The organism is Halobaculum sp. P14 (assembly GCF_051195155.1).
In the GTDB taxonomy this organism is placed as follows: Archaea; Halobacteriota; Halobacteria; order Halobacteriales; family Haloferacaceae; genus JBNTKA01.
In genome coordinates this window covers 40,789-64,131 of sequence record NZ_JBNTKB010000005.1, presented here as the reverse complement: position 1 = coordinate 64,131, position 23,343 = coordinate 40,789, and the positions used below count along the sequence as shown (strand labels likewise).

The window sequence follows — 23,343 nt, the reverse complement described above, 5'->3', positions numbered from 1 at the left end:
GGCGGCTGGAAACGGGTGGTTCAGTCGGCCGGTCGGCCGGTCTGCTACTCGATGCGGCGCTCGCCGTTCAGAGCGACCGCCAGCGGCTGAGGTCGCGGCTGACGACGACGACGGTCGCGGCCAGCGCCAGCACGGCGACGGCCGTGACGGACATCGACGGGTCGAGCGCGACACCGTATATCAGTGCGAGCAGCGCCGTGGCGGCGACGACCATCACGACCAGGTACCGGAGCAGCCAGTCTTCCGCTTCGCGTTCGGCCATGTTCGACTCTCCCGCGTCGGGCATAAAAAGCGCGTCGGCATCAGCCGAGCCGAGCGTCGCCGCGCCGGTCACAGCGGCGCCGGCAGCGACGACGCGAGCGACCCGGCGGTCGGCAGCAGTCCCCACAGCAGCAGCGTCGCCGACGCGGCCAGCGCGACGTAGTCCGCGCGGCGCAGCCGGAGCGGCGGCGGCGTCGGGTTCCACGACAGGCAGCGCGCCCGCAGCGCGAGCGCGAGCGAGTCCGCGCGGCCGAGCGCCCGGCGGAGCCCCGCGACGCCGACGATGCGGACCCGGTCGCGGACCGGTCGCTCCGTCCCGAGCCGCGCCTGCATCGCCGACCGTACCCGCCTGACGTCCGCCTGCAACACCGGCAGGAACCTGAACACGAGGCTCACGCCGACCGCGAGGAACCGGCCGGGCCGCCCCGGGACGAGCCACGCGACGGCCGCCTCCGAGTCGCGGACCGGGGTCGTGCGGACGTACGCCGCCGCGAGCGCCAGCAGCAACACGGTCCGGTAGCTCGCGAGCAGCGGCGGCACGGCGTCAGCGGGGACGACCCACGGCGCCGACAGCCGCAGCGACTCCAGCGCCGGGCCGACGAGCAGAAACGGCAACACGGCGCGGAACTCCGCGAGCGCGTCCGGCGGCGAGAGCCGGCACGCTGCGAGCGCCGCCGCGACGACGACGGTGAGCGCGGCGAGTCCGCGCGGCGTCGTGTGCGCGAACGCCGCGACGACGACGCAGCTCTGCGCGACCAGTTTCGTCCGCGGGTCGAGCCGGTGACCGACCGAGTCGCCGGGGTCGTAACTCAGCATCAGTCCTGCTCCTGCGGCGGCGACGTGTCCCCGTCCGGCTCCGCCGGCGTCGTCGCTGCCGGCCGCCTGACGCCGAGGCCGTCCAGTCGGTTCAGCGCGTCCGCCGGCGGCGCGTCGACGGCGACGCTCCCGCCGTCCATGACGACGACGCGGTCCGCGAGCGACGCGACGTCACGCAGGTCGTGGGTGACGACGACGACGCCGGTGCCGTCGCGGTTCAGCGCGGCGAGCCGGTCGAGGACGGAGCGGCGCGCCGGCTCGTCGAGCCCGGTGAACGGCTCGTCGAGCACGAGGTGGGTCGGCCGCATCGCGAGCGCCCCGGCGATTGCGGCGCGCTCCCGTTCGCCGCCGGAGAGCCGGTCGATGCGCTCGTCGCCGCGGCCCGCCATGTTCACTGCGTCCAGCGCGTCGCCGACGCGAGCGTCCACCTCCTCCCGGGGCAGCCCGAGGTTCTCGGGGCCGAACGCGACGTCCGCGGCGACGGTCGCCGCGACGAAGCAGTCGCGCGGCTCCTGAAACACCATGCCGACGGCGGTCCGCGCCGCGACCAGGTCGTCCGTCACCGGCGTCCCGTCGACGCGCACCTCGCCGCCGTCCGGGGTGAGGAGGCCGTTGAAGTGGCGGACGAGCGTCGTCTTCCCGGAGCCGTTCGCGCCGGCGAGCACGACGAACTCGCCGTCCGGGATGTCGAGCGAGACGTCGTCCACGGCGACCGCGTCGCCGTAGCGGTGCGTGAGGCCGCGAACGGAGAGCATCTGCGTCGGTGCCCCGTTCGGTTACCGCGCCGCGACGGCGTCGCTCCTGACGACGGCGACGGTGGCCGCCACCTTCAGCGCCTCCGCCGGGATGAACGGGACGGCGGCGGCGAGCAGCGCCGGGACGAGCCCGACGTTGCCGACGACGGCGTAGCCGACCGTGCCGAACGCGTAGATGACGACGGTCGCGACCGTCATCCCGCCGACGAGGCGCGCGAGCGACGCGTCGGCCGGATTCTTCAGGTCGCCGACGCCGTGGACCGCGGCGCCGACGATGGCGGCGGCGAACGGGTACGACCAGAGGTAGCCGCCCCACTGACCGAACAGCGAGTCGAAGCCGGCGGTGCCGTACGCGAACACCGGGGCGCCGACCGCGCCGGCGACGACGTACAGCGCCAGCGACACGTACCCCCATCTCGGGCCGAGGTAGGCGCCCGCGAGGAACACGCCGAGCACCTGCAGCGTGAACGGCACCGAGGTCACCGGGAGCTGGAACGATACGTACGCGAACACGCCCGTCAGCGCCGCGAACAGCGCCGCGCGGGCGAGGTTGCCGACGACTTCGTCGCCGACGAGGTCGACGTCCTCCGTTGACGTGCTCATCTCGACAGCCCGTAAACCAACATTCACAAAGAGGTTTACGGACTCGCCGTCGGACCGGACGCTTCCCGAGACTGGCACGCAGTACGTCCGTGTCGCCGACGCGTTTTCGTCGCCGACGCGTCCGCGTCGGTAGCGCGACCACGTCGCGGTCGCCTACCGGCGCACGCCGTCGACGTCGCGCGAAGTAATCAACTGAACAGTATTATCAGTGATGGGGACGCACCTCGTCGCATGACAGACGACGGCGGGGGCCAGCCGCCCCCCGAGACGGTGTTTTCCGCGCTGGGCAACGAGACGCGGCTCGAAATCCTGTTCACGCTGCACGACCGCGCGTCCGGCTGGAGCCGCAGCGACGACGCGGTGCCGTACTCCGAACTCCAGAGCGCCGTCGGCGAGGACGACAGCGGGAAGTTCAACTACCACCTGAGCCGGCTGACGGACCACTTCGTGGAGAAGCGCCCGGGCGGCTACGCGATTCAGTACGCCGGCAAGAACCTCGTCCGCGCGGCGCTCGCGAGCTACGGCGTCGAGGAGTCGTCGTTCGGGCCAACCGAGGTCGACGCCGCCTGCTTCCGCTGCGGCGGCGACGTCGTCGTCGAGTACAACGGCGAGCGGCTCATGACGCGGTGTGCGGACTGCCCCGGGGCGTTCGACCTCGACTACACGCCAGACGGGACGCTCAGCGCCGTCCCGGTACAGCCCGGCGGCATCGCCGACACCGACCAGAACCGGCTGCTCGAACGCATTCACGCCCGGTTCTGTCACCGCGCCCGGACCTACGTCGACGGCGCCTGCCCGCGCTGCGGCGGCGAGATGGACCGCGACCTCGTCGGCTGCGCCGACCACGACGGAAGCGACGGGCCGTGTCCGAACTGCTCGACGTCGATGGCGGCGTACTTCGACTGTCAGTGTTCGGTGTGCGGCCAGAGCGGCCTGATTCCGCCGGTCGTCGGCCGGTCCGACCGCGACCCGGTCGCCGCCGCGCTCCGGGAAGCGGGCGTCGACGGCGCCGGCTGGCCGCTGTTCGCCGAGGGAATGGCGTGGAGCGACTCGTACGACCCGGACGCCAACCGCGTCGTCTACGACCCCGACGCCGTCGACTACCGAATCGGCGTCGACGCCTCGGCGACGCTCGCGAAACTGTGACGCCGGCGACCGAACAGGAAGCCGCAGCGACGCGTGAGGAGGGCTGGACGTGGTTCGGTGCGTTCGTCAGTACGTCTCCGCCAGCGTCTCGAACCGTTCGAGGTCGTGGCCGTACAGCACGTCGGCGTCGTGTCGGCGCTCCAGTTCGCGGAGCGTCTCGAGGCTGTCGCGCCACGCCGGTTCGCTCCACACCAGCCCCGGGCCGAGCGAGACGGACTCCGCGTAGTTGGCGTGGACGTAACACTCGTCTCCGGCGACGAGCAGCGTCCCGTCGTCCGTCTCGATTTTCGCGCCGAGGACGCCCGGCGTGTGGCCGGGGAGGTGGACGAGTTCGAAGCCGTCGGCGAGCGTGTGGCGGTCGCGCTTGACGACCTGCCAGTCGATGTCGCCGTCGAAGTCGTCGGCGAGGTACGCCACGGAGCCCTCGGCGGTCTTCGCCGAGTAGAAGGCGTACTTCAGTTCGTCCTCGTGGACGTACACCGGCGTTCCGGTCCCCTCGAACGCGGAGAGGCCGCCGGCGTGGTCCATGTGGAGGTGGCTCATCACGACCGCGTCGATGTCGCCGAAGTCGTAGCCGGCCGCCGCGAGGTCGGCCTCCAGGCCGTGGTCGTCGGCGTCGTACGCCTCGAAGGTCGCGTACAGCGGCTCCGGCCACGACTCTGCGGCGTCGACGGGGCAGCCGGTGTCCCACAGGTACGTCGCCTCCGCGGTTTCGACGACGGCGTTCCAGACGACGAAGTCGATGCGTTCGTGTTCCGGTTCCGGGTCGGCCGCCGTCGCCATGGCGTCGCCGTCGACGACGAATCCGCGGTCGGCGCGGACCCGGCCACGGTCGACGAGCGTCACGTCGGGCATGCGTTCGGCTCCGTCCGGAACGGACTTAAAACGAGGCGGCCGTGTCGGCGTCGGGAGAGCCGACGGACGGCCGCGTCCAGTGATTCGTTCGGCGGCGCCGCGACGGCCCGCGCAGGCGCCGCGGTTCAGCCGAGGTGCTCGGTGAACCACTCGGCCGCGTACTCGGCGACCTGGTCGAGTTCGCCGGGGCCCTCGAACAGGTGGCCGGCGCCCTCGATGACTTCGAGCCGCTTCTCGCAGCCGAGTTCGTCGTACACGTCGCGGTTCAACTCCAGCACGTCGGGGTCGTCGCCGCCGACGATGAACAGGCACGCCGCGGTCACGTCGTCGGCGACGGGCGAGGCGAGGTCGACGCGGCCGCCGCGTGAGACGACGGCGTCCACCGGCGCGTCGGCCTCGACGGCGGCGCGGAGTGCGGCCGCCGCTCCGGTGCTCGCGCCGAAGTAGCCGACTGGCAGGTCCGCGACTGCGGGCTCTCCGCGCACCCAGTCGGTGGCGGAGACGAGCCGCTGGACGAGCAGCGAGACGTCGAAGCGGTTCTCGTGGACGACGTCCTCCTCCTCGGTGAGCAGGTCGAACAGCAGCGTCGCGTGCCCGGCGTCGTTCAGTTGGGCCGCGACGGCGTTGTTCCGCGGGCTCTTCCGACTGCTGCCGCTGCCGTGTGCGAACACGACGAGCCCCTGCGGGTCGTCCGGGACCGACAGGGTTCCGTCGAGCGTCACTTCCTCGATGGGGATTTCGACGAGTTCGCCGACGATTCCGGGGTCGCTGTGACTCATGGGGGAGTCTGCTCCGGGGGCGTGGAAAAGCGCCGTGGCCGATTCGGCGGCCCGTCGACGTCGGGGCTCGGAAACAGCGGCGCTCGCCGGCTCCGTCGCCGGTCAGCCGGACTGTTCGGGCGGCTCGCCGTGGAGGTACTCGATGGCCTCCTCGTCGCTCACCTGCCCGAATTCGTCGTAGAACTGGCCGACGGCGCGGAAGTTCGTCGGCCGCTGCAGCGCGATGACCTCGTCGGCTTCGCGCTCGAGTCGGTCGAGCGTGTCCGGCGGGCCGACCGGGACCGCGAGGACGACGCGCGCCGCGCCGGAGTCGCGCAGCATCCGGAGACACGCCGTCACGGTGGCGCCGGTCGCGACGCCGTCGTCGACGAGCACCACGGTCTGTCCGGTCAGGTCGGGCGCCGAGCCGGTCCGGTACGTCTCGGCCTTTTCGCGCGCGGTCTCGGCGGCGCGGTCGCGCTCGATTTCGACCTCCTCCTCGTCGAGGCCGAGCCGGTCGATGGCCTCGTCGTTCCGCCAGACGCTGCCGTCGACCGCCGCCGCACCGATGGCGTACTCGGGGTTGTTCGGCGCGCCCATCTTCTTCGCGACGGCGATGTCGAGCGGGACGCCGAGCGCGTCCGCGACGGGCCGGGCGACCGGGAGCGCCCCGCGCGGAATCCCGAGGACGATGTCGGCGGTGACGCCCTCACTCTGCAGCCTGTCCGCGAGCTGCTCGCCCGCGTCGGTCCGATTCTTGAACATCCCTCGGGAGAACTATCCGCGAACGGACGAAAAAGTCTGTTCGCCGCCCGGACCCCACCCGCCCTGTCTGCCGCCATGCCAGCCGACGTGACTACCGCCGTGACAGCCAGTAGCACTATCCGTCGCGGCGGCGAAACGCCGGCGACACCGATGTCTCTGAGCGGCCGCTCGACGTGGGAGGAACCGGCCGAAGTGGACCGCGCCGCCAGAAACGTCGCCGCGCTGAGCGAGACGCTGTCCGGCCCGGCGGACCTCGACGGCCTCGCCCGCCGCCTCGCCGACGAGGACGTCGTGCTCATCGGCGAAGCGTCGCACGGCACCTCCGAGTTCTACCGGTGGCGCGCTCACCTGACCGCGCGGCTCATCCGCGAACACGGCTTCGACTTCGTCGCCGTCGAGGGCGACTGGACGAGCTGCTACGAGGCGAACCGGTTCGTGAAGGGGCTGCCCGACTCCGGCGAGACGGTCCGGGAGGTGATGGACGCCTTCGGCCGGTGGCCGACGTGGATGTGGGCGAACTGGGAGATGGTCGAGTTCTTCGAGTGGCTCGAACTCCACAACCGCGAGTTCGCCTCCGACGACGTCGGCTTCTACGGCCTCGACGTGTACAGCCTGTTCGAGTCGATGGACGCCGTCGTGGAGTACCTGGAGGAGACGAACCCGGAGGCCGCCGAGCACGCCCGGGAAGCCTACCGGTGTTTCGAGCCGTACGGCACCGACGCGCAGGAGTACGCGCGGTCGCTCCGCATGGTCCCGGCGTCGTGCGAGGAGGACGTCGTTGACGTCCTGACGGAGCTGCGCGAGGAGGCCGCCGCCGCGGAGCCGACCCACGACGAGGACGCGTTCAGCGCCGAGCAGAACGCGCTCGTCGCGAAGAACGCCGAGGCGTACTACCGGGCGCTCGTCTCGGGCGACACGGACTCGTGGAACGTCCGCGACGAGCACATGGCCGACACGCTCGACCGGCTCGTCGAACACCACGGCGGCGACGCGCAGGCGGTCGTCTGGGCGCACAACACGCACGTCGGCGACGCCCGCGCGACGGACATGGAGGGGAAAGGACGGCTCAACATCGGCCAGCTCGCCCGCGAACGCTTCGGCGACGACGACGTGAAACTGGTCGGGTTCGGCTCGTACGAGGGCAGCGTCGTCGCCGGCGACGAGTGGGGCGCGCCGATGGAGACGATGGACGTCCCGGCCGCGAAAGACGGCAGCTACGAGGACGTGTTCCACCGCGCCGGCGGCGACGACCGCCTGCTGTACACCGACCGAATCGCGGACGACGACGCGCTCTCGGAGCCGCGCGGCCACCGCGCCATCGGCGTCGTCTACCACCCGCAGTGGGAGTCCGGCAACTACGTCCCGACCGACCTCCGCCGGCGCTACGACGCGTTCATCCACGTCGACGAGTCGCAGGCGCTCCACCCGCTCGAACTCCACCCGGACCGGGAGCGCGTCCCCGAACTCTACCCCACCGGCCTCTGACCGCCCGCGGCCGCCGACGTTCGATTCACTGCTCTCGAACCGCGTCAGCCACCAGCCTCGCCTCCGCCTTCCGGACGTGTTCCGCGACGGTTCCAGTCGCGAGCCCCAGCCGTTCGGCGACGTCTCCGAGCGTCGCGCTCCGCGGCTCGTCGTAGTACCCGGCCTCCAGGGCGGCCGAGACGACGCGGCGCTGTTGGGCCGTCAGTCGCTCCGTGGCCGAGAGCCTGGCGCCGCTCCCCGCCGTGACTCGACGGACCTCCGCGTCGACGCCGTTCGGAAGTCGGTCGAGTAACTCCTGCAGCGCTCCGGTCCGCCCGACCAGCTGCAGGTCGGCCGACCGGTCGGTTCGGAAGACGACGGGCGGCACCGTGACGACGTCTTCGCCGTCGTAGACGTCGAATATCCCGCCGGCCGCCTCCGCCACCGCGTCTTCGACCAGCACCGCGAACTGGCCGGAGCCGCCCGCCATCGACACCGTTTCGTACGACTCGACGTTCGGCGTCGCGTCCAGCGTCGCCGTGTACGGGTCGCGGGGCCCAGTCACCTGAAACACCATCAGCCCGGTTCCGCGCGACGTGACGTTCCACTGCAGCAGCCGCGTCGGCCCGTACCGGTCGTCCTCGGAGACGAACGCGTGCATCGGGTGGATGGCCGCGTCCTCGAACCGCAGCCGGACTGAGAGTGACCGCACGCGGATTCCTGGCTTCGGTTCCGACTTAAAGGCGCCGCGTTTGTGCGGCACCACGCCCTCGCTGCTGGCGAGGAAACCTGAGGAGAGACGCCGACTATGAGCTCACAGCACCACCGCGAGACGCAGCCGCCGCAGACCGAGTCCCTCGAGGCGACGCTCGACGACCTCCTCGAACAGGTCGCCGTCGGCCGCGACGACCACGTGCACGCCCCGGCGGTGACGGTTCGCCCCGACGCGGTTCAGGAGACGCTGCGGACGCTGCGCGACGAGGCGGGGTTCGACCACTGTTCGTGCGTCACGGCGCAGGAGTACGAGGACCGATACGAGACCATCTACCACCTGAAACAGTACGACGACCCGACGACCGAGGTGAGCGTCGTCGTCCCGACCGCGAAGTCCGACCCGGTCTCCGAGAGCGCCGAACCGGTCTTCCGAACGGCGGACTGGCACGAACGGGAGGCGTACGACCTCGTCGGCATCGAGTACGAGGACCACCCGAACCTCGAACGGCTCCTCCTCCCGGAGACGTGGCAGGGCCATCCGCTCTCGCTGGACTACGACCAGAACAGGCCGCAGGTCGTTCCGTTCGCGGAGAACGCGAACCCGATCGCTGACGACGCGCGCGACGGCGACGCGATGCTCATCAACGTCGGTCCGCACCACCCTGCCACGCACGGCGTCCTCCACCTGGAAGCCGTCCTCGACGGCGAAACCGTCGCGGACGTCACCCCCGACATCGGCTACATCCACCGATGTGAAGAGCAGATGTGCCAGTCGGGCACGTACCGACACCAGATCATGCCGTACCCCGACCGGTGGGATTGGGGCGGCGGCGGGCTGCTGAACGAGTGGGCGTACGCCCGCGCCGCCGAAACGCTCGCGGACATCGAGGTACCGGAGTACGCGCAGGTCATCCGGACGCTGAGCGCCGAACTGTCGCGGATTCTCTCGCACATGCTCGCCGTCGCAGCCTACGCGCTCGACGTCATCGGCGACTTCACGGCGACGTTCATGTACGGCATCCGCGAGCGCGAAGAGGTCCAGAACCTGCTGGAGGACCTGACCGGCCAGCGGCTCATGTTCAACTACTTCCGGCTCGGCGGCGTCGTCTGGGATCTCCCGGAGCCGCGCGACCAGTGGCTCGACGACGTCCGCGAGTTCGTCGACCGCCTCCCCGAACGCGTCGCCGAGTTCCACGACCTGCTGTCGGCGAACGAACTGTTCCAGAAGCGGACCGTCGACACGGGCGAGATCGCGCCGGAGGTCGCGAAATCGTACGGCTGCACCGGGCCGGTCGCTCGCGGCTCCGGCATCGACTACGACCTGCGCCGCGACGACCCGTACGGCTACTACGACGAACTCGACTGGGATGTCGCCGTGAGAGACGGCTGTGACAACTTCGCCCGGCTGCTCGTCCGGCTCCGCGAGATCGAAGAGTCCGGCAGAATCGTCGAGCAGTGCGCCGACCTGCTCGAAGACTGGCCGGAGGCGGACCGAACAATCCAGTCGAACGTCCCGCGGACGCTCCGCCCGGACGACGACGCCGAAGTGTACACTGCCGTGGAGGCCGCCAAGGGCGAACTCGGCATCTACATCCGGTCGGACGGGACGGACGAGCCGGCGCGGTTCAAGATTCGCGGCCCGTCCTTTTCGAACTTGCAGGCGCTCCCGGAGATGGCTGAAGGCGAGTACGTCCCGGACCTAATCGCGTCGCTCGGTAGCCTCGACACCATCATGGGGGAGGTGGACCGGTGAGATGAGCGGGTCGGCACTGTTCCGTGACGACGCCGATGACGTGACGTGCATCGCCTGCGGGGAGACTGTGCCGCGCGGGGACGCACGGGAGTACGACAAACACGGCGACCGGTTCACGCGAGACGGCAAGCGGTTCGAGTACCTCTGTAAGCCCTGCGACCGGGAGCGTTCACGGCAGCCGCGGTCCGGACTCGAATCGACGCTCGTCGACGCCGGCGCGGGCCGCGTGCCCACAGCGGAGTTCCTCAGCCGCTTCGTTCGGCTGACCGACGGCGACGGCCCACCCACGGAAGACTGACCGAGACCCGTTCACTCTCGGTCCTCCCGTCCACGGTCAACCGGGCTGCTGACGGCCCGAGTCACCGCGGTTGAACCCGAAGCGACTGCGGGATTTCCGGTTCAGTCGTCGCCTTCGCCGCCGGAGCGCTGGGTTTTGTACAGCGAGTAGCCGATGATCGAGAAGCCGACGGCGGACAGCGCGTTTTCGATGATGAGCGCGTCGGTGGTGTTCACGAGCAGCGCCTGGTCTGCGACGCCGGCGAGCAGCGAGCCGAACGTGACGACGCCGAAGCCGACCGCGAGGTACCTCAGGCCGCTCCAGCCGGTTTTGCGGGCGGCGGTGGATGCCGTGTAGGTGATGAAGCCGCCGATGACGAGCGTCACGGTCTTGAAGGCGACGACGATGAGCGGGACGTTTCCGGACATGCTCACAGTTCCTCACTCATGCGTGACCAGAACTGCGCGAGCCGCTGGTCTGGCTGTTTCGGTTCGCGCACGAATTCGCAGTCGAAGCCGCCGTCCTCCGCGAGCAGCACCATGACGCCCTGAACGTCGCGCTGATACGTGGTGACGTGATGTCCGTCCGCGCGGAGCTCCGTTCCGGTCTCGACGAGGCCGGCGTCGGCGAGCGCTTCGAGTTTCCGGTACGCCGTGGTCTGGGCCAGCCCGCACTCCTCGGCCACCGCCTTCGCGCTCTTGGCGGTGTCGAGCGTCTCGAGAATCGCCCGGCAGTCGGGGTCGGCCATCGTTTCGAGCACCGGCTGGACCGCGGTGTCAGCTTCGGAGTCCTCACTCATCGGTGTGTCACCGGCGCGTCGTCGGCGGGAGTCCGTTGTCCGTGGCGGCGATGGTCGCCGCGGTGAACCGGCGGTTCGTCCGGGAGGGCGCCGGACCGCTTCGACGGGGGAGGGCTGTCGGGGACATCGGTGGTCTGGAGCAGCCGTGCGGGACGCTGCCTGCGCGTCTGTTCCTGGGGCCGACTATATAAATGACGCTGTGACGCTTTCCAGGGTCTGGAAAGCATCCAGTCGTTTGTTTGAAGCGGCGTGTCACCGCCCTCCTGTGATGAACTGGTCCCCATCCAGACGGCGAGCGCTCCAGGGAATCGGTGCCGCCACCCTCACCGCGGCCGCGGGCTGTGTCTCCGCGACCGCGACGCCGCGGTTCAGCGACGAAAACGAGACGGAGCAGGAACGCTCCGGCGCCGCGACGGACACCCCCCTCGAAGACTGGCTCGCGGACGCGAACGGCTACGACGGCACGCCGAGACGGTACGGTCCCGGGTCCCGGCCGCGAATTGCGGTCGGCGAACCGCTCGACGACGGACTGGCGTTTGCACCGCCGGTCATCGAGGTGCCGCCCGAGACGGTCGTCCACTGGGACTGGACGGGCCACGGCGGCCAGCACAACGTCGTCGCGCTCGACGGGACGTTCGACAGCGGCCGGACGAACGCCCAGCCCGGAACCGGCTACCACTACTACTTCGACGAACCGGGCGAGCACCGCTACGTGTCCGAACCCCACCGCTCCGACGGCATGAAAGGCGCCGTCCTGGTGAGGGAGCCGCCGAAAACCGGGTATCCGTCGGTCGACGACTGGGTCGTCGACGCGAGCAACTTCGACGGAACCGTCGTCGACGAGACGGGCTTCGACGCGGCGACCATCCGCGTCGGGGCGCCCGGGAACGGCGGCCGGTTCGCGTTCGCACCGCCGGTCCTGAAGGTGTCGACCGGAACCACGGTCCGCTGGCGCTGGACCGAGCCGGCAGCCCCGCACAGCGTCCAGTTCCCGGAACACGACGTCGGGACCGACGCGGTGTTCACCGAACCCGGCGTTCACCTCAGCCACACCTTCCACGAACCGGGGACGTACCGGTACGCCTGCGGCCCGCACCGCTCGCTCGGCATGAAAGGCGCCCTCATCGTCGAATAGGATGCCCGGGGACACCGACTCGGCACCCGACGGGACCGACGACGCCGCGAGCAACTCGGAAAACCGCTCTGAGCCCACAGCCGCGACGGACGGCGGAACGGGTATCGTGGCGCCGGACGACGAGACTCCGACGTGGCGCGAGCGGAAGGAGCGTTCACAGGGGCTGTCCCGGCTGACGTACGAGTACTTCGAGCGGGCGCGCCGCGAAGACGAGGACCTGCGGCGGGAATCCGACTACGTGGAGCGGGACGTGCTGGCGTTCCCGACGTGGCCGCACGAGATCGTGCGGAACCTCGCGCTGACGAGCTTCTTCGTCGGCATGATCCTGTTTTTGGCGTCGACGATGCCGCCGCACATCGCCGACCCGGCGAACCCGAACGTGACGCCGGCGATCATCCTCCCCGACTGGTACCTCTACTGGTCGTTCGGCCTGCTCAAACTCGGCCCGCTCAACCCCGAACTCGCGATTCTGAACGGACCCAAACTGATGGCGGACCGCACGTTCGGCGTCCTCGCGAACCTCGTCGTCGTCGGCGCCATCGCCGTCGTCCCGTTCGTGAACAAGGGGAGCGCGCGCCGCCCCGTCGAGCAGCCGTTCTGGGCCGCCGTCGGCGTCGCGGGCGTCACGTTCGCCTTCACGCTGAGCGTCTACTCCGCGAAGAACCTCGTGCCGATGGACGTCCACCTGCTGTTCGACCTGACGTTCCTCGTGCCGCCGATCGCCGGCTGCGTCGCGTACGCGGCGCTGAAGACGATGCGCGAAGGCTACATGTACGACCTCAACCGTCGCTACTACCGGCTCCGACCGCCGAAGTAGTCCGGTACGTTCGGATTCGGCAGGTGCGGACTCGACTGCCCGTCGGTGGCTACCCGGCGGGCACGCACCATCGTCGTGGACGACGGAGCACGAGTGGCTGCAGACCGGAGCCGAATCGACGCGCGACGGTGTTTCGTCCCCGGAGACACCCGAACGAGTCGAGGGCCACTCCCGAACTGTCAGGAATACGCACAACGGTTATGCCGGTCACCCCGTTAGCCGGAGCCATGACGGACAGCCGGTGGCTCCCGGACCCGGGCACGGTCATGGTCGCTGTGGGCGTGGCGCTCGCGTTCGCGGCCGCCGTCCACCACTGGCGCGAGGTGCTCGCCTTACACCGGAGCGTCGGGCCGCTCGCCGCCGTGCTTCTGGACGCCACTCTCGCGCTCGGCGTCGTCTACGCCGGGCGCCGGCTGTCGGCGTCCGACCTGTCGACGGACCAGCGGTGGCGCGTCTGCGCGTGGAGTCTCGGCGGGAGCGCCGTGTTCTTCGTCGTCATCGGTTCGACGCTGCTCATCCGGGTGTTCGAGGGGCGCGTCGTCACCGAACCGGAGTTCCCGCTGCTCGTGTCGACGGCCGCGGGCGCGCTCGCCGGGTGTCTCGCCGGATACAACAACGTGTTAGCCTGGCAGGAAGCCGAACGGGCGGAGACCGCCAGCGAGCAGTTGGCCGACGTGAACCGGGATCTGGAGGCGTCGAACGAGCGGCTCGAACGGTTCGCGTACGCGCTCTCGCACGACCTGCAGGAGCCGCTGCGGATGGTGTCGAGCTACCTCGAACTGCTCGACCGCCGCTACGGCGACGAACTCGACGACGACGCGCGGGAGTTCATCGACTACGCGGTCGACGGCGCGGACCGGATGCAGACGATGGTGACGAGCCTCCTCGAGTACGCGCGCGTCACCGCCGACGAGGAGCCGCTGGAACCGACCGACGCCGACGCGGTGCTCGACGGGGTGCTCGACGACCTCCGCCTGCGGACCGAGGAGACCGACGCCGAAATCACGTCGGACGACCTCCCGACCGTGGAGGCGGACGCCGAGCAGCTCGCGCAGGTGTTCAGGAACCTCGTCTCGAACGCCATCCGGCACAGCGGCGACGACCCGCCGCGGATTCACGTCGGCGCGGAGCGAGCCGGGGACCGGTGGGAGTTCTCGGTCAGCGACGACGGCGTCGGTATTCCGCCGGAACACCACGACCGAATCTTCGAACTGTTCGAGCAGGTCGACGCCGGCGACGCGGAGTCCGGGACGGCGGGGATGGGGCTCGCGCTGTGCCAGCGCGTCGTCGAGCGCCACGGCGGCGAACTCGACGTCGAGTCGACGCCCGGCGAGGGCGCGACGTTCTCGTTCACGCTCCCCGCGGTCGACGCCGACGGCGACTGAGTCACCCCTCGACGGCCCTGGGGACGGACGGCCGAGCGGGACGGCAGCGGTCAGCGGCCGACGGCGGGCTAGCGGAGCGCGACGGCGAGGTGGAACAGCCCGAGCAGCGAGAAGCCGGCGGCGACGACCCAGTCCCCCGGACGCGACCCCATGTGTCGCTGCGTCGCCGCGCGGAGGAACCACCACCCCGAAATCCACGTCAGGACGAGCGGGGCGAACGGCGCCGAGAGCCACGTCGCCGCGAACAGGTCGACGACGCCGATGGTGAGCAGCGTGTACGAGACGGCGTGATTCATGATCTGCGCGACTCCGCGGACGTCCGAGCGCTTCGTCTGGTACGTCACCACCAGCAGATTCAGCGGCTTCAGCGGCTCGCCGTCGGTCGGTATCGCGCCGTCGAAGTCGAGCAGCCACGGCATCGCGACGTGCACGGCACCCAGCACGACGGTGAACAGTCCGGCGACGGCGAAGCCGACCGACAGCGCGAGCGGAGGGGTCACGGGTGTCCGCAGGTCACCCGGAGCGGTCTTGAATGGCGCGGGTGACCGAGGCTGCCCGGCGGGTGTCGCCCACTTCGGCGGCCGTCGGCGACGAATCGGCGACAGCGCTTTTCAGGGACGCGGGAGTGGGCCGAGGTGACGCGATGCCCGCTGGGCATCGACCTGTGGACGACGACGAGCGACTGACGACGCGACCGGCCGCGGCCGAGCCAGCCGGCCGGTTCCGCGACGACCGTACAGCGCAGCAGACACGACCGAACTCCCCCGAAACAATGGACTACAGCGAATTCACCGGCGAAGTACAGCACCGAATCGACGTCGGAACGCAGGCGCAGGCGGTCAAGACGACCCGCGCAGTGCTCTCGTCCCTCGGCGAGCGCGTGCAGACGGACGAGGCGGCGGACCTGGCGGGGCCGCTCCCGATGGAGATCGACCGGTTCCTGACGGAGGCGGACTCCGGCCAGCGGTTCGGCTACGACGAGTTCGTGAACCGGGTCGCCGACCGCGCTGACGTCGAGGAGTCAGAGGCCGCCTACCGCGCGAAGGCGGTGACGGCGCTCGTCGCCGACCTCGACCCGGCAGGCGAAATCGAGGACGTCGAAGACGGCCTGCCCGACGAGTTCCAGGACCTCTTCGAGTTCACGTCGCTGGACGAAGACGAGACGCCCTGGTAGGGCGGCCCGCAGCCACCGTTTCGCCGCACCGGTTCTCGCGAACACGCTTTTGCCGTCGGCCGTCGCTACCCGGTCAGTCGTCCGTTCGTCGAAACCGACGGGTTCGCGAGTAGTCGAGTAGCGTCGGAAGAAGTGCTCCGGCAGGGATTCGAACCCTGGTCATCACCGTGAGAGGGTGATATGATTGGCCGGACTACACCACCAGAGCGTGCGTCGCACGTCCGTCGTGCGCATTCACGGGTAGGCGACTGCGGATTAAAACGGTGTCGTTTCGGAATCGCCGTGCGGCGTGTTGGCGAGGCGGGAAACCGCGGGTGACCGTCGGGGCGACCGCGGGGGGAGTGACGACTCAGAGCGTCAGCCGGCGGCGTAGTGGCGCGTCCACCGACGGGCGGCGTACTCGGAGAGCCACGCCCCGACGCCGCCGGCGACGACGCCCACGACCGCGACGGCGCCGAGCAGCGCCGACGACCGGCCGGCGGCGACGGCGAACCCGGCGAGCAGCACCGGGACGAGCGGCACCGCGACGCCGACGAAGAACGCGGCGAACCGCGCCGGGTCGAACAGGAACGCGTTCGGGTCGAAGCCGGCGAGCGCCACCGTCAGGCCGAAGAAGTACAGCGACAGGCCCGCCGCGAGCACCGCGCCGACGGCGGCGTCGAGGAGCGCCGTCCCGGTCGCGGCCACGGCGACGGCGTAGCCGGCCAGCGCGACCGGACCGCCGACCGCGAGGAACGCCGTGCGTTTCGCGCGGAACAGCGCGGCCACCGACACCGGGTACGCGAGGTACGACTCGACGTCGTCGAACTGGGTGAGCCAGTTGTACGACGTGAACGCCGACAGGCCGACGATGCCGCCGTAGAAGACGCCCGGCGCCGGGCGCAGCCCGGTGATGACCGCCGAGAGCGCCGCGAGGCCGGCGGCGACGCCGAGCAGAATCCCGACGGAGACCACGGGCTTCCAGAGGCCGCCGGTGCTGCGAGCGACGTCCAGCACCGACTTGGCGACGAGCCCCTGCGGGTCCGGGAGGCGGCGCTGCAGCGGCCGGAACCGGTCGTCGGCGGTCCGCGCCGGCGGCCGATACGTCGGGTCGTAGACGGCGAGCGCGGCGGCGCCGACGACGAGCGCGGCGACCGCGAGCGAGACCGCCGCCGGAACCCCGGCTCGAATCGGAACCGCGACGGCGACGACCGCGGGCAGCAGCCCGGCTCGCCACGCTGCGACTCCGGCGAGCCCTGCGGCGGCGGCGAGCCACCGGCCGCGGACGCCGCGCGTGAGGAGCGCGACGCCGCTGAACGACGACGCCAGCCCGGCCGAGAACGTCAGCGTCAACGACAGCCACAGCGCCGGCAGCGTCGACGCGGCCAGCCCCCCGGCGGCGACGAGCGGCGCGAACCCGAGCGCCATCGGCGCGAGAAACAGGCCGGCGTAGTACAGTTCGTCCTTCAGCAGGAACAGCCCGAGGAGGCGCCGGCGCGACACCGGCAGCACCCGTGCGGACGACAGCAGCAGCGTCACGTCGCCGAGGACGTGCTCCAGCATGTCGGTGCCGACGAGGCCGGCGGTCCCGGTGTACGCGCCGAAGCCGAGCACCAGCAGGTGCACCGAGACGACGAGCGTCGCCGCGTCGGTGCCGCCGAACGCCGCGCCGCCGACCGCCAGCGCCGTGAGGACGGCGACGACGACCGGGAACGGCGCGAACCGTCGGCCGCCGAACAGTTCGGCGTGCAGCCGCCACTCCTCGCGGACCAGTTCGCGGAACACCGGCCACGTCCCGCTGCCGCGGCTCATCGGTCGCCGCCGCGGTCGCCTCCCGCGGCCGTCCGTTCGGCGCCCGCACCGCCGAGGTCGGGGACGTCGCGGGCGTCGGCGGCGCCGACGCGGTCGAGGAACACGTCGAGCAGCGAGTCGGCCGTGAACGCCTCGTCGGCCGCCGAGCGCTCGGCGACGACGCGGCCGTCGGCGACGATGCCGACGCGGTCGCAGACGTCCGCGGCGACCTCGATGTTGTGCGTCGAGACGAACACGGCGTTGCCGGCGTCGGCGTACTCGACGAGCGCCGACTTCACGGTCTCCTGAACGATGGGGTCGAGGTTCGCGAGCGGCTCGTCGATGACGACCAGCGCCGGCTCGTGGAGGAACGCCTGCGTCAGCATCACCTTCTGCTGTTGCCCCCGCGAGAGGTCGGTGTGGAGCGTGTCGAGCTTCCCGGTGAACCCGAGCCGCTCGGCCCACTCCGCGGCGCGCGACTCGACCGCGTCGTCGTCGAGGCCGCGGACGCGGCCGACGAACCCGAAGTACTCGCGCGGCGTCAGGAAACTCGGCGGGGACTCCTGCTCGGGGAGCACGCCGACGCGCCGACGCACCTCGACCGGCTCGGCCGCCGGGTCGACGCCGAGCACCGACGCGGACCCGTCGTCCGGCGTCGTCTGCCCCGTCAGGACCCGTATCGTCGTCGTCTTCCCCGCGCCGTTCGGCCCGAGGAAGCCGTAGCACTCGCCGCGCTCGACGGAGACGGAGAGGCCGTCGAGCGCGCGGAGCTCCCCGTACGTCTTCACGAGGCCGTCCGCCGAAATCGCCGTCATGCCGCACGGTTCGTCGACGCCGCGGTAAAGCGTTCGGGCGGGACAAACGAAACTGCTCGGAGCGTCGAGTTCGGCCGGTCAGACGACCTGGTCGCCGCCGCTGAACACGTGGACCGGGTCCTGCCAGGCGGCGGCGTCGCTCAGCGGGTCGTCGTCGAGCACGACGAGGTCCGCCCGGTAGCCGTCTGCGACGCGGCCGACGTCGTCGAGCCCGCAGAGGTCGGCGGCGTTCACGGTCGCCGCCTCGAGCGCCTCCCGCTCGCTCATGCCGCCTTCGACCATGTACTCCATCTCGTCCGGGATGTTCTCGAAGTGGTTGAACGGCGTGCCGGCGTCCGTCCCCATCGCCACCGAGACGCCCTCGGCGGCGGTGTGGTCGAACGACGAGTCGAACGACTCGGCGGCGTCCCGCGCCTTCGCCATCGTCGACTCCGGAATGCCCGCGTCGGGGTTCTCCACGATGTTGCGGAGCGCGGCGGCGGTCGGCACCCAGTACGTCCCGGCGTCGGCCATCGCGGCGGCCGCCTCACGGTCCATGAACGTCCCGTGTTCGATGCTGGAGATGCCGGCCTCGACGGCGTTCAACAGGCCCTCCTTCCCGTGGGCGTGCGCCGCCGTCGGGACGCCCTTGGCAGCCGCGGCGTCGACGAGCGCCTCGATCTCCTCGCGAGTGAGTTCGGGCGCGCCGGTGACGGCGCCCTCGGTGAGCACGCCGCCCGTGGCCATGCACTTGACGACGTCGGCGCCGCGTTTCAGCTGTTCGCGGACCGCCTTCCGGACCTCGTCGGGGCCGTCGGCCTCCCGGCCGAACCAGTGGCCGTGCCCGCCGGTCATCACGACGTTCTCGCAGGCGGCGAGCACCCGCGGCCCCGGGATACGGCCGTCTTCGACCGCGGCGGCGGCGTCGAGCGCCATCGACTCCGGGCCGCCGAGGTCGCGGACCGTGGTGACGCCGGCTTCGACCGCCGCGCGGAGGTTCTCCGCCGCGATGTAGGCGTGGTCGTAGCGCGACTCCGACTGCGCGGTGGCGACGTCCGGCCGGCCGTCCATCATCAGGTGGACGTGCGTGTCGACGAGCCCCGGCGCGACGAACTGCCCGGTGACGTCGGTTTCGGTGTCTCCGCGGCCGACGTCGCCGACCGCGACGATTTCACCGGCTTCGATTGCGACGTCGGCCTCGCGGGCGCCGTCGGTGTCGACTACCGTTCCGTTTCGAAGGACGTGCATAGCCGATGCTGGTGGAGCGGCGGCGTAAAGGTCCGGGTCCCGGCGGCCCGGGCAGCACACAGGCCGCGGCGCGCCGGCCCTGAGAGACAGATATCTCTCCGTCACTCGGCCGTGAAGCGGCCGCTGCGACTCCCGACCAGATACGCCGCCACCGCCGACGCGGCGACTGCGAACCCGGCGACGAGGTGGACGACCACGAGTTCGAGCGGCGACGAGACGACCGGTGACGGCTTGAGCAGCCGGAGGTACGCCCGGACGAGCGCGTCGCCGAACAGGTGCATCGCGGCGAACCCTGAGACGGATACCGCTCCGACGCCGACGCCCACCGCGAGCGCGGCGCGCGCGGACGCACCGCTGGCCGCGTGAAGCGCCACCGCGAGCGCGACGACGGGGGCAACGAGGACGACGAAGAGGAGGTCCAGCGCAGTCACGCCTGTCGGTCTGTCGACTCGACGCATAACTCCGCCGAGTCCGTGCGGCGTCGCGGAGCGGGCGCTGCGGGCTCGGTCGGGCAGAAAAAGCGGAAGCGGGGCGTCGACTCCGGCGGCGCGGCGTTACTTGCTGAAGTTGACGGTGTCGAGGGTTTCGATGTTGCCCTCGACGTCCGTGTTGAACTTGAAGTACGAGTACGTCACCGCCTTCATGTCGCCGTTCTGGTCGAAGTCCACCGCGGACGAGGCGCCCTGGTAGAAGACGGACTCGCCGTTCGCGGCGGCGCGGAGGCCCTCCGGCAGGTTCGCCGGCGTCACCTTCATGCCGTCGTTCGGGTTCGCGACGGTCCGCATGTTGTCACGGACCGCCGCGCCGTCGTTCGAGCCGGCCATCGCGTTCGCCAGCAGACACACCGCGGAGGCGTCGTACGCGTGGGAGTTGAACACGCCGGGTGCCCGGCCGTACTCCTCCTGGTACAGCGTGTTGAAGGCGTCGACGCCCGGCCCGGACGCCTGCGGCGCGGTACCGTAGACGTTCGACATGTCGTTGCCGACCTCGCCCGGCAGCGAGGAGTCCTTCAGGCCGTCGGTCACCATGATGTCGGTCTGGTCGCTGTAGTCCGCGTAGTAGTCGCGGAAAATCTGGATGCCCGACGCCGGGTAGCCGATGACGACGAGCATGTCCGGCGAGTCGCTCATCGCAGACGACAGCTCCGACGTGTAACTCGACTTCTCCTTCGTGAACGCCACCTGCGTCTGGACGGAGCCGCCGTGGTTGTTCTCGAAGGAGGTGGCGAACGAGTCCGCGAGCGCCTGGCCGTAGTCGTTGTTGACGTACATGACCGACGCCGAGGAGTTGCCGAGGTTCTCGGAGGCGACCTGCGCCATCACCTGCCCCTGCAGCGCGTCCGACGGCGCCGTCCGGAAGATGAAGCCGTTGTCCTGGAGGTCCGTCACCGCCGGCGACGTCGACGACGGCGAGCAGCCCACCATCTGGTTCGGGATGAGCACCTGCTGGGTCACCTGCAGATTCACGCCCGACGACGCCGGACCGGTGACGGACGGGTAGCCGGCGCTGGCGAGCGCGTTCGCCGCCTGAATCCCGGCCTGCGGGTCGGTCTGGGTGTCCTCGACGGTCTGGTCGAACTTCACCGGCATGTCGCCGGCCGCCCGGAGCTGTTTCACCGGGAGCGTGCCGCCGTCGCGGATAATCTTCCCGAGCGACGCGAGGTCGCCGGTGATCGGCATCAGCACGGAGTGCTTGATGGTCCGCTTCGATTCGCTCGGTTCGTCCGTCGCCGTCGACGTCCCCTCGCCGGAGCCGTCGTCGGTCGGGGTCGAGCCGCCCCCGCTGTCCTGGGTGATGCAGCCTGCGAGTCCGATGGCGCTGACGCCGCCGACGCCCTTCAGGACGTCGCGACGCTGAATTTCACGTGCCATGTGGTACGGGTTAGCGTACCCGGTCTTAAACCTCACCACTGCATCTACTCTTGCGGCGTCCCCGCGACGCACGTGGCCCCGGGCGCCGCCGACTGCGATGCTGCGGCTGGCTGCGTCGCCGTGATGTTGCGGTCGCGTCGCGGTAGAGGGTAGACGTGTCGCGGTCGCGGACGCGGTCCGATGCGCTGATAGGCGCGGAGCGCGGCAGCTACGAGCAGATGACGTATCCCTCGTTCGTCGTCGGCATCGCCGGTGGGACCGGCGCGGGCAAGACGACGGTGTCGCGGCTCATCACCGAGAACGTGGAGGACTCGGTGACCCGTATCCCGCTGGACAACTACTACAAGGACCTCTCGCATCTCGACTTGGAGGAGCGCCAGCAGGTGAACTACGACCACCCCGACGCGTTCGAGTGGGAGCTGCTCCGCGAACACCTCGAAGCGCTGCTGTCGGGCCAGCGCGTCGAGATGCCGCAGTACGACTTCGAGATTCACAACCGGAAGGAGGAGACGACGCCGGTCGACCCGACCGACGTCATCGTCGTCGAGGGGATTCTGGCGCTGTACGACGACGAGATCAACGACATGCTGGACCTGCGGCTGTACGTCGAGACGGACGCCGACGTCCGCATCCTTCGGCGCATCGAACGCGACGTCGTCGACCGCGGCCGCGACCTCGAAGGCGTCATCGACCAGTACCTCTCGACGGTGAAGCCGATGCACGAGCAGTTCATCGAGCCGACGAAGAAGCACGCAGACCTCATCATCCCGGAGGGCGCGAACTCGATGGCGGTGAACCTCCTCGAAGAGAAACTGCAGAACGAAGTGAACGGCGACGGCGCCCGGACGTGGGAGCGCTCGGAACTCGAACAGCGAATCACCGAGAACCGCCGCAGCGACGCGGAGAACTAGCCGGCGCTGTCGAGTCTCAGTACCTCGAACGGCTGATGACGGTCAGCCGAACAGTCCTCGCTCGCGAAACCGCGCCGGTCAGCCGCGCGTCCGCGTGAACTGGTCCGCTCCCTCGTAGGTCCACATGTCGTGGTTCCGCATCGCGGTGCCGACGCGCTTGTGGAACGCGACGATGTCGTCGAACTCCTCGTCGTCGTCGATGTGCTGGAAGATGTCGTCGACGGAGACGACGGTGTCGCTGTCCAGTCGCACCGGGTGGTCGCCGAACTCCTCGCGGTAGTCGCCCGCACGCAGCGGGAAGTCGTCCTCCTCGTCCACCTTCTTCACGAGGACTGCGTGTCCGTACTTCCGGCGGCCCTCGCTACCCTCCTCCCCGTCGGGGTCGTGCGGCCAGTCTCGGCTGCTCATCTGTGTCCCCGGGTTGTGAGGGTGGTCTGTTAGCCGTTTCGCTCTGCGGCCGCCACGCTTTCCGGTCGCTCCCCTGTCTGTCCGTCCATGGCGGTGTTCCTCGACTGTCGGCTGCCCGGCGGCGGCCTCCTGTTCCCTGACGGCCACCCGCCGCCGGGCGACGTCAGGGAGGTGACGCTCACGCTGGACCCGGTCGTTCCGGCCGCCCAGCCGCTGCCGCCGTACGCCTCCGTCGCCGCAGACGGGGGCCCTGCGGCCGCCGAGTCCGTCGCCGACGCGCTCGACTCGCTGCTCCCCGCCGCGCGAGTCAGCCCGGTCGACGCGGACAGCGACGGCACGACGCTGTATCGGTTCGACTGGACCGGAGATGCGGACACCGAGCGCGACGCGGATTCGGAGGCGGTGGCGGAGCCGGACGCGGACACAGACGCGGATGGAGACACGGACGCCGCTCGGATCGCGGAGCGCCCCGTGCTTTCGGCGCTCGCCGAGACCAACGCGGCGGTGCTGGAGGCGACGCTCGACGACTGGACGTGGTCGCTGCGCGTCCGGTTCGACGGCCCCGACGACGCCCAGCGGTTCCAGGAGTCCGCCGCCGACCGCGACGCCTCGCTGTCGGTCGAGAAGCTCGTCACGCGGGAGCGGCGGTCCGACGACGATGTCGTCTCGTCGAAGCAGTGGGCGACGCTGCGGGAGGCGTACAGCCGCGGGTACTTCGAGACGCCGCGCGGCTGCGCGCTCCGGGACCTCGCCGACGAGTTCGACGTGTCGACGCAGGCGGTCTCACAGCGGCTCCGGCGCGGCGTCGGGAACCTCGTCGTCGAACACCACGAACGGCGTCAGGGACCGGACTCCTGACGGGGG

At 70.5% G+C, this 23,343-nt stretch carries 27 protein-coding genes and 1 tRNA gene; 10 read left to right on the top strand and 18 right to left on the bottom strand.

Going from position 1 to position 23,343, the window contains the following annotated elements; all coding sequences use genetic code 11:
- Positions 1-67: 67 nt before the first annotated feature.
- The 4 genes from ACQUS7_RS10620 to ACQUS7_RS10605 form a co-directional block, all read right to left on the bottom strand.
- On the bottom strand, positions 68-262 hold the full coding sequence (locus ACQUS7_RS10620) for a hypothetical protein (protein ID WP_435129408.1): 195 nt from the start codon (positions 260-262) through the stop codon (positions 68-70).
- A 68-nt stretch (positions 263-330) separates the two neighbouring features.
- Positions 331-1,077, bottom strand: coding sequence for an energy-coupling factor transporter transmembrane component T family protein (locus ACQUS7_RS10615; RefSeq protein WP_435146894.1), 747 nt, complete (start codon positions 1,075-1,077; stop codon positions 331-333).
- The gene (locus tag ACQUS7_RS10610) at positions 1,077-1,832 is read right to left on the bottom strand and encodes an energy-coupling factor ABC transporter ATP-binding protein (RefSeq protein ID WP_435146892.1); all 756 of its coding nucleotides are present in this window, start codon (positions 1,830-1,832) and stop codon (positions 1,077-1,079) included. The genes ACQUS7_RS10615 and ACQUS7_RS10610 overlap by 1 nt, the downstream gene beginning before the upstream one ends.
- Positions 1,833-1,853: 21 nt before the next feature.
- A complete protein-coding gene (locus ACQUS7_RS10605) occupies positions 1,854-2,435 on the bottom strand; it encodes a biotin transporter BioY (protein WP_435129399.1) in 582 nt (193 codons plus the stop codon).
- A 231-nt stretch (positions 2,436-2,666) separates the two neighbouring features.
- Between ACQUS7_RS10605 and ACQUS7_RS10600 the strand changes: the two genes are divergently transcribed.
- Positions 2,667-3,581 (top strand): winged helix-turn-helix domain-containing protein, encoded by a 915-nt coding sequence (locus tag ACQUS7_RS10600; protein WP_435146889.1) that lies wholly within the window; start codon positions 2,667-2,669, stop codon positions 3,579-3,581.
- 66 nt (positions 3,582-3,647) lie between these two features.
- Here the strand turns inward: ACQUS7_RS10600 and ACQUS7_RS10595 are convergent, their stop codons facing one another.
- The 3 genes from ACQUS7_RS10595 to ACQUS7_RS10585 form a co-directional block, all read right to left on the bottom strand.
- Positions 3,648-4,436, bottom strand: coding sequence for an N-acyl homoserine lactonase family protein (locus ACQUS7_RS10595; protein ID WP_435129393.1), 789 nt, complete (start codon positions 4,434-4,436; stop codon positions 3,648-3,650).
- A gap of 125 nt (positions 4,437-4,561) precedes the next feature.
- Positions 4,562-5,215: a dienelactone hydrolase family protein gene (locus ACQUS7_RS10590; protein ID WP_435146886.1), complete on the bottom strand. Its 654-nt coding sequence runs from the start codon at positions 5,213-5,215 to the stop codon at positions 4,562-4,564.
- 102 nt (positions 5,216-5,317) lie between these two features.
- Positions 5,318-5,959, bottom strand: coding sequence for a phosphoribosyltransferase (locus ACQUS7_RS10585; RefSeq protein ID WP_435146884.1), 642 nt, complete (start codon positions 5,957-5,959; stop codon positions 5,318-5,320).
- A 150-nt stretch (positions 5,960-6,109) separates the two neighbouring features.
- Here ACQUS7_RS10585 and ACQUS7_RS10580 point away from each other — a divergent pair, with 150 nt between their 5' ends.
- On the top strand, positions 6,110-7,444 hold the full coding sequence (locus ACQUS7_RS10580) for an erythromycin esterase family protein (RefSeq protein ID WP_435146881.1): 1,335 nt from the start codon (positions 6,110-6,112) through the stop codon (positions 7,442-7,444).
- A 25-nt stretch (positions 7,445-7,469) separates the two neighbouring features.
- On the opposite strand, the gene ACQUS7_RS10575 is transcribed toward ACQUS7_RS10580, so the two are convergent.
- Positions 7,470-8,135 (bottom strand): helix-turn-helix domain-containing protein, encoded by a 666-nt coding sequence (locus ACQUS7_RS10575; RefSeq protein WP_435146879.1) that lies wholly within the window; start codon positions 8,133-8,135, stop codon positions 7,470-7,472.
- Positions 8,136-8,231: 96 nt separating this feature from the next.
- Between ACQUS7_RS10575 and ACQUS7_RS10570 the strand changes: the two genes are divergently transcribed.
- The gene (locus ACQUS7_RS10570; protein ID WP_435129380.1) at positions 8,232-9,890 is read left to right on the top strand and encodes an NADH-quinone oxidoreductase subunit D; all 1,659 of its coding nucleotides are present in this window, start codon (positions 8,232-8,234) and stop codon (positions 9,888-9,890) included.
- A gap of 1 nt (position 9,891) precedes the next feature.
- Positions 9,892-10,188, top strand: coding sequence for a DUF7562 family protein (locus ACQUS7_RS10565; protein ID WP_435129377.1), 297 nt, complete (start codon positions 9,892-9,894; stop codon positions 10,186-10,188).
- A gap of 101 nt (positions 10,189-10,289) precedes the next feature.
- Here the strand turns inward: ACQUS7_RS10565 and ACQUS7_RS10560 are convergent, their stop codons facing one another.
- Both ACQUS7_RS10560 and ACQUS7_RS10555 read right to left on the bottom strand, forming a co-directional pair.
- Complete coding sequence (locus tag ACQUS7_RS10560; protein WP_435129374.1) at positions 10,290-10,595, bottom strand: DUF7521 family protein; 306 nt, start codon at positions 10,593-10,595, stop codon at positions 10,290-10,292.
- Positions 10,596-10,597: 2 nt separating this feature from the next.
- Complete coding sequence (locus ACQUS7_RS10555) at positions 10,598-10,966, bottom strand: helix-turn-helix domain-containing protein (RefSeq protein ID WP_435129371.1); 369 nt, start codon at positions 10,964-10,966, stop codon at positions 10,598-10,600.
- 268 nt (positions 10,967-11,234) lie between these two features.
- On the opposite strand from ACQUS7_RS10555, the gene ACQUS7_RS10550 reads away from it, so the two are divergent.
- The 3 genes from ACQUS7_RS10550 to ACQUS7_RS10540 all read left to right on the top strand — a co-directional run bounded on the left by ACQUS7_RS10550 (position 11,235) and on the right by ACQUS7_RS10540 (position 14,303).
- Positions 11,235-12,101 carry a halocyanin domain-containing protein gene (locus ACQUS7_RS10550; protein ID WP_435146876.1) on the top strand — a complete coding sequence of 289 codons (867 nt, stop codon included), beginning with the start codon at positions 11,235-11,237 and terminating at the stop codon, positions 12,099-12,101.
- 1 nt (position 12,102) lies between these two features.
- Positions 12,103-12,918, top strand: a complete 816-nt coding sequence (locus ACQUS7_RS10545) for a cytochrome bc complex cytochrome b subunit (protein WP_435146874.1) — start codon at positions 12,103-12,105, stop codon at positions 12,916-12,918.
- Positions 12,919-13,145: 227 nt separating this feature from the next.
- Positions 13,146-14,303 (top strand): sensor histidine kinase, encoded by a 1,158-nt coding sequence (locus tag ACQUS7_RS10540; RefSeq protein ID WP_435146872.1) that lies wholly within the window; start codon positions 13,146-13,148, stop codon positions 14,301-14,303.
- A 68-nt stretch (positions 14,304-14,371) separates the two neighbouring features.
- Here ACQUS7_RS10540 and ACQUS7_RS10535 read toward each other — a convergent pair whose 3' ends face one another.
- Positions 14,372-14,803, bottom strand: a complete 432-nt coding sequence (locus ACQUS7_RS10535) for a hypothetical protein (RefSeq protein ID WP_435146870.1) — start codon at positions 14,801-14,803, stop codon at positions 14,372-14,374.
- Positions 14,804-15,075: 272 nt separating this feature from the next.
- On the opposite strand from ACQUS7_RS10535, the gene ACQUS7_RS10530 reads away from it, so the two are divergent.
- A complete protein-coding gene (locus ACQUS7_RS10530; protein WP_435129326.1) occupies positions 15,076-15,477 on the top strand; it encodes a DUF2267 domain-containing protein in 402 nt (133 codons plus the stop codon).
- Between the two features lie 133 nt (positions 15,478-15,610).
- Here the strand turns inward: ACQUS7_RS10530 and ACQUS7_RS10525 are convergent.
- The 6 genes from ACQUS7_RS10525 to ACQUS7_RS10500 all read right to left on the bottom strand — a co-directional run bounded on the left by ACQUS7_RS10525 (position 15,611) and on the right by ACQUS7_RS10500 (position 21,160).
- Positions 15,611-15,685 (bottom strand) — tRNA-Glu (locus ACQUS7_RS10525).
- Between the two features lie 149 nt (positions 15,686-15,834).
- Positions 15,835-17,268, bottom strand: a complete 1,434-nt coding sequence (locus ACQUS7_RS10520; protein ID WP_435146868.1) for a hypothetical protein — start codon at positions 17,266-17,268, stop codon at positions 15,835-15,837.
- Positions 17,265-18,062, bottom strand: a complete 798-nt coding sequence (locus ACQUS7_RS10515; protein WP_435146866.1) for an ABC transporter ATP-binding protein — start codon at positions 18,060-18,062, stop codon at positions 17,265-17,267. The genes ACQUS7_RS10520 and ACQUS7_RS10515 overlap by 4 nt, the downstream gene beginning before the upstream one ends.
- Positions 18,063-18,140: 78 nt before the next feature.
- Positions 18,141-19,289 carry an amidohydrolase family protein gene (locus ACQUS7_RS10510; protein ID WP_435146865.1) on the bottom strand — a complete coding sequence of 383 codons (1,149 nt, stop codon included), beginning with the start codon at positions 19,287-19,289 and terminating at the stop codon, positions 18,141-18,143.
- Between the two features lie 101 nt (positions 19,290-19,390).
- Positions 19,391-19,720, bottom strand: a complete 330-nt coding sequence (locus ACQUS7_RS10505; protein WP_435146863.1) for a hypothetical protein — start codon at positions 19,718-19,720, stop codon at positions 19,391-19,393.
- 123 nt (positions 19,721-19,843) lie between these two features.
- On the bottom strand, positions 19,844-21,160 hold the full coding sequence (locus ACQUS7_RS10500; RefSeq protein ID WP_435146860.1) for an ABC transporter substrate-binding protein: 1,317 nt from the start codon (positions 21,158-21,160) through the stop codon (positions 19,844-19,846).
- Positions 21,161-21,378: 218 nt separating this feature from the next.
- Between ACQUS7_RS10500 and udk the strand changes: the two genes are divergently transcribed.
- A complete protein-coding gene (gene udk, locus ACQUS7_RS10495; RefSeq protein ID WP_435129308.1) occupies positions 21,379-22,071 on the top strand; it encodes a uridine kinase in 693 nt (230 codons plus the stop codon).
- 78 nt (positions 22,072-22,149) lie between these two features.
- Here the strand turns inward: udk and ACQUS7_RS10490 are convergent, their stop codons facing one another.
- A complete protein-coding gene (locus ACQUS7_RS10490) occupies positions 22,150-22,479 on the bottom strand; it encodes a DUF5785 family protein (protein WP_435129305.1) in 330 nt (109 codons plus the stop codon).
- 87 nt (positions 22,480-22,566) lie between these two features.
- Here ACQUS7_RS10490 and ACQUS7_RS10485 point away from each other — a divergent pair, with 87 nt between their 5' ends.
- On the top strand, positions 22,567-23,337 hold the full coding sequence (locus ACQUS7_RS10485; protein WP_435146857.1) for a helix-turn-helix domain-containing protein: 771 nt from the start codon (positions 22,567-22,569) through the stop codon (positions 23,335-23,337).
- Positions 23,338-23,343: the final 6 nt, after the last annotated feature.

What these genes read in the sequence shown, in the direction of transcription:
- ACQUS7_RS10545 (WP_435146874.1), top strand. Translation starts at nt 12,103, where the DNA reads ATGCCCGGGGACACCGACTCGGCACCCGACGGGACCGACGACGCCGCG.
- ACQUS7_RS10550 (WP_435146876.1), top strand. Translation starts at nt 11,235, where the DNA reads ATGAACTGGTCCCCATCCAGACGGCGAGCGCTCCAGGGAATCGGTGCC.
- ACQUS7_RS10500 (WP_435146860.1), bottom strand. Translation starts at nt 21,160, where the DNA reads ATGGCACGTGAAATTCAGCGTCGCGACGTCCTGAAGGGCGTCGGCGGC.
- ACQUS7_RS10520 (WP_435146868.1), bottom strand. Translation starts at nt 17,268, where the DNA reads ATGAGCCGCGGCAGCGGGACGTGGCCGGTGTTCCGCGAACTGGTCCGC.
- ACQUS7_RS10530 (WP_435129326.1), top strand. Translation starts at nt 15,076, where the DNA reads ATGGACTACAGCGAATTCACCGGCGAAGTACAGCACCGAATCGACGTC.
- ACQUS7_RS10555 (WP_435129371.1), bottom strand. Translation starts at nt 10,966, where the DNA reads ATGAGTGAGGACTCCGAAGCTGACACCGCGGTCCAGCCGGTGCTCGAA.
- ACQUS7_RS10570 (WP_435129380.1), top strand. Translation starts at nt 8,232, where the DNA reads ATGAGCTCACAGCACCACCGCGAGACGCAGCCGCCGCAGACCGAGTCC.
- ACQUS7_RS10560 (WP_435129374.1), bottom strand. Translation starts at nt 10,595, where the DNA reads ATGTCCGGAAACGTCCCGCTCATCGTCGTCGCCTTCAAGACCGTGACG.
- ACQUS7_RS10590 (WP_435146886.1), bottom strand. Translation starts at nt 5,215, where the DNA reads ATGAGTCACAGCGACCCCGGAATCGTCGGCGAACTCGTCGAAATCCCC.
- ACQUS7_RS10510 (WP_435146865.1), bottom strand. Translation starts at nt 19,289, where the DNA reads ATGCACGTCCTTCGAAACGGAACGGTAGTCGACACCGACGGCGCCCGC.
- ACQUS7_RS10605 (WP_435129399.1), bottom strand. Translation starts at nt 2,435, where the DNA reads ATGAGCACGTCAACGGAGGACGTCGACCTCGTCGGCGACGAAGTCGTC.
- ACQUS7_RS10565 (WP_435129377.1), top strand. Translation starts at nt 9,892, where the DNA reads ATGAGCGGGTCGGCACTGTTCCGTGACGACGCCGATGACGTGACGTGC.
- ACQUS7_RS10585 (WP_435146884.1), bottom strand. Translation starts at nt 5,959, where the DNA reads ATGTTCAAGAATCGGACCGACGCGGGCGAGCAGCTCGCGGACAGGCTG.
- ACQUS7_RS10490 (WP_435129305.1), bottom strand. Translation starts at nt 22,479, where the DNA reads ATGAGCAGCCGAGACTGGCCGCACGACCCCGACGGGGAGGAGGGTAGC.
- ACQUS7_RS10610 (WP_435146892.1), bottom strand. Translation starts at nt 1,832, where the DNA reads ATGCTCTCCGTTCGCGGCCTCACGCACCGCTACGGCGACGCGGTCGCC.
- ACQUS7_RS10600 (WP_435146889.1), top strand. Translation starts at nt 2,667, where the DNA reads ATGACAGACGACGGCGGGGGCCAGCCGCCCCCCGAGACGGTGTTTTCC.
- ACQUS7_RS10620 (WP_435129408.1), bottom strand. Translation starts at nt 262, where the DNA reads ATGGCCGAACGCGAAGCGGAAGACTGGCTGCTCCGGTACCTGGTCGTG.
- ACQUS7_RS10485 (WP_435146857.1), top strand. Translation starts at nt 22,567, where the DNA reads ATGGCGGTGTTCCTCGACTGTCGGCTGCCCGGCGGCGGCCTCCTGTTC.
- udk (WP_435129308.1), top strand. Translation starts at nt 21,379, where the DNA reads ATGACGTATCCCTCGTTCGTCGTCGGCATCGCCGGTGGGACCGGCGCG.
- ACQUS7_RS10595 (WP_435129393.1), bottom strand. Translation starts at nt 4,436, where the DNA reads ATGCCCGACGTGACGCTCGTCGACCGTGGCCGGGTCCGCGCCGACCGC.
- ACQUS7_RS10540 (WP_435146872.1), top strand. Translation starts at nt 13,146, where the DNA reads ATGACGGACAGCCGGTGGCTCCCGGACCCGGGCACGGTCATGGTCGCT.
- ACQUS7_RS10580 (WP_435146881.1), top strand. Translation starts at nt 6,110, where the DNA reads ATGTCTCTGAGCGGCCGCTCGACGTGGGAGGAACCGGCCGAAGTGGAC.
- ACQUS7_RS10515 (WP_435146866.1), bottom strand. Translation starts at nt 18,062, where the DNA reads ATGACGGCGATTTCGGCGGACGGCCTCGTGAAGACGTACGGGGAGCTC.
- ACQUS7_RS10615 (WP_435146894.1), bottom strand. Translation starts at nt 1,077, where the DNA reads ATGCTGAGTTACGACCCCGGCGACTCGGTCGGTCACCGGCTCGACCCG.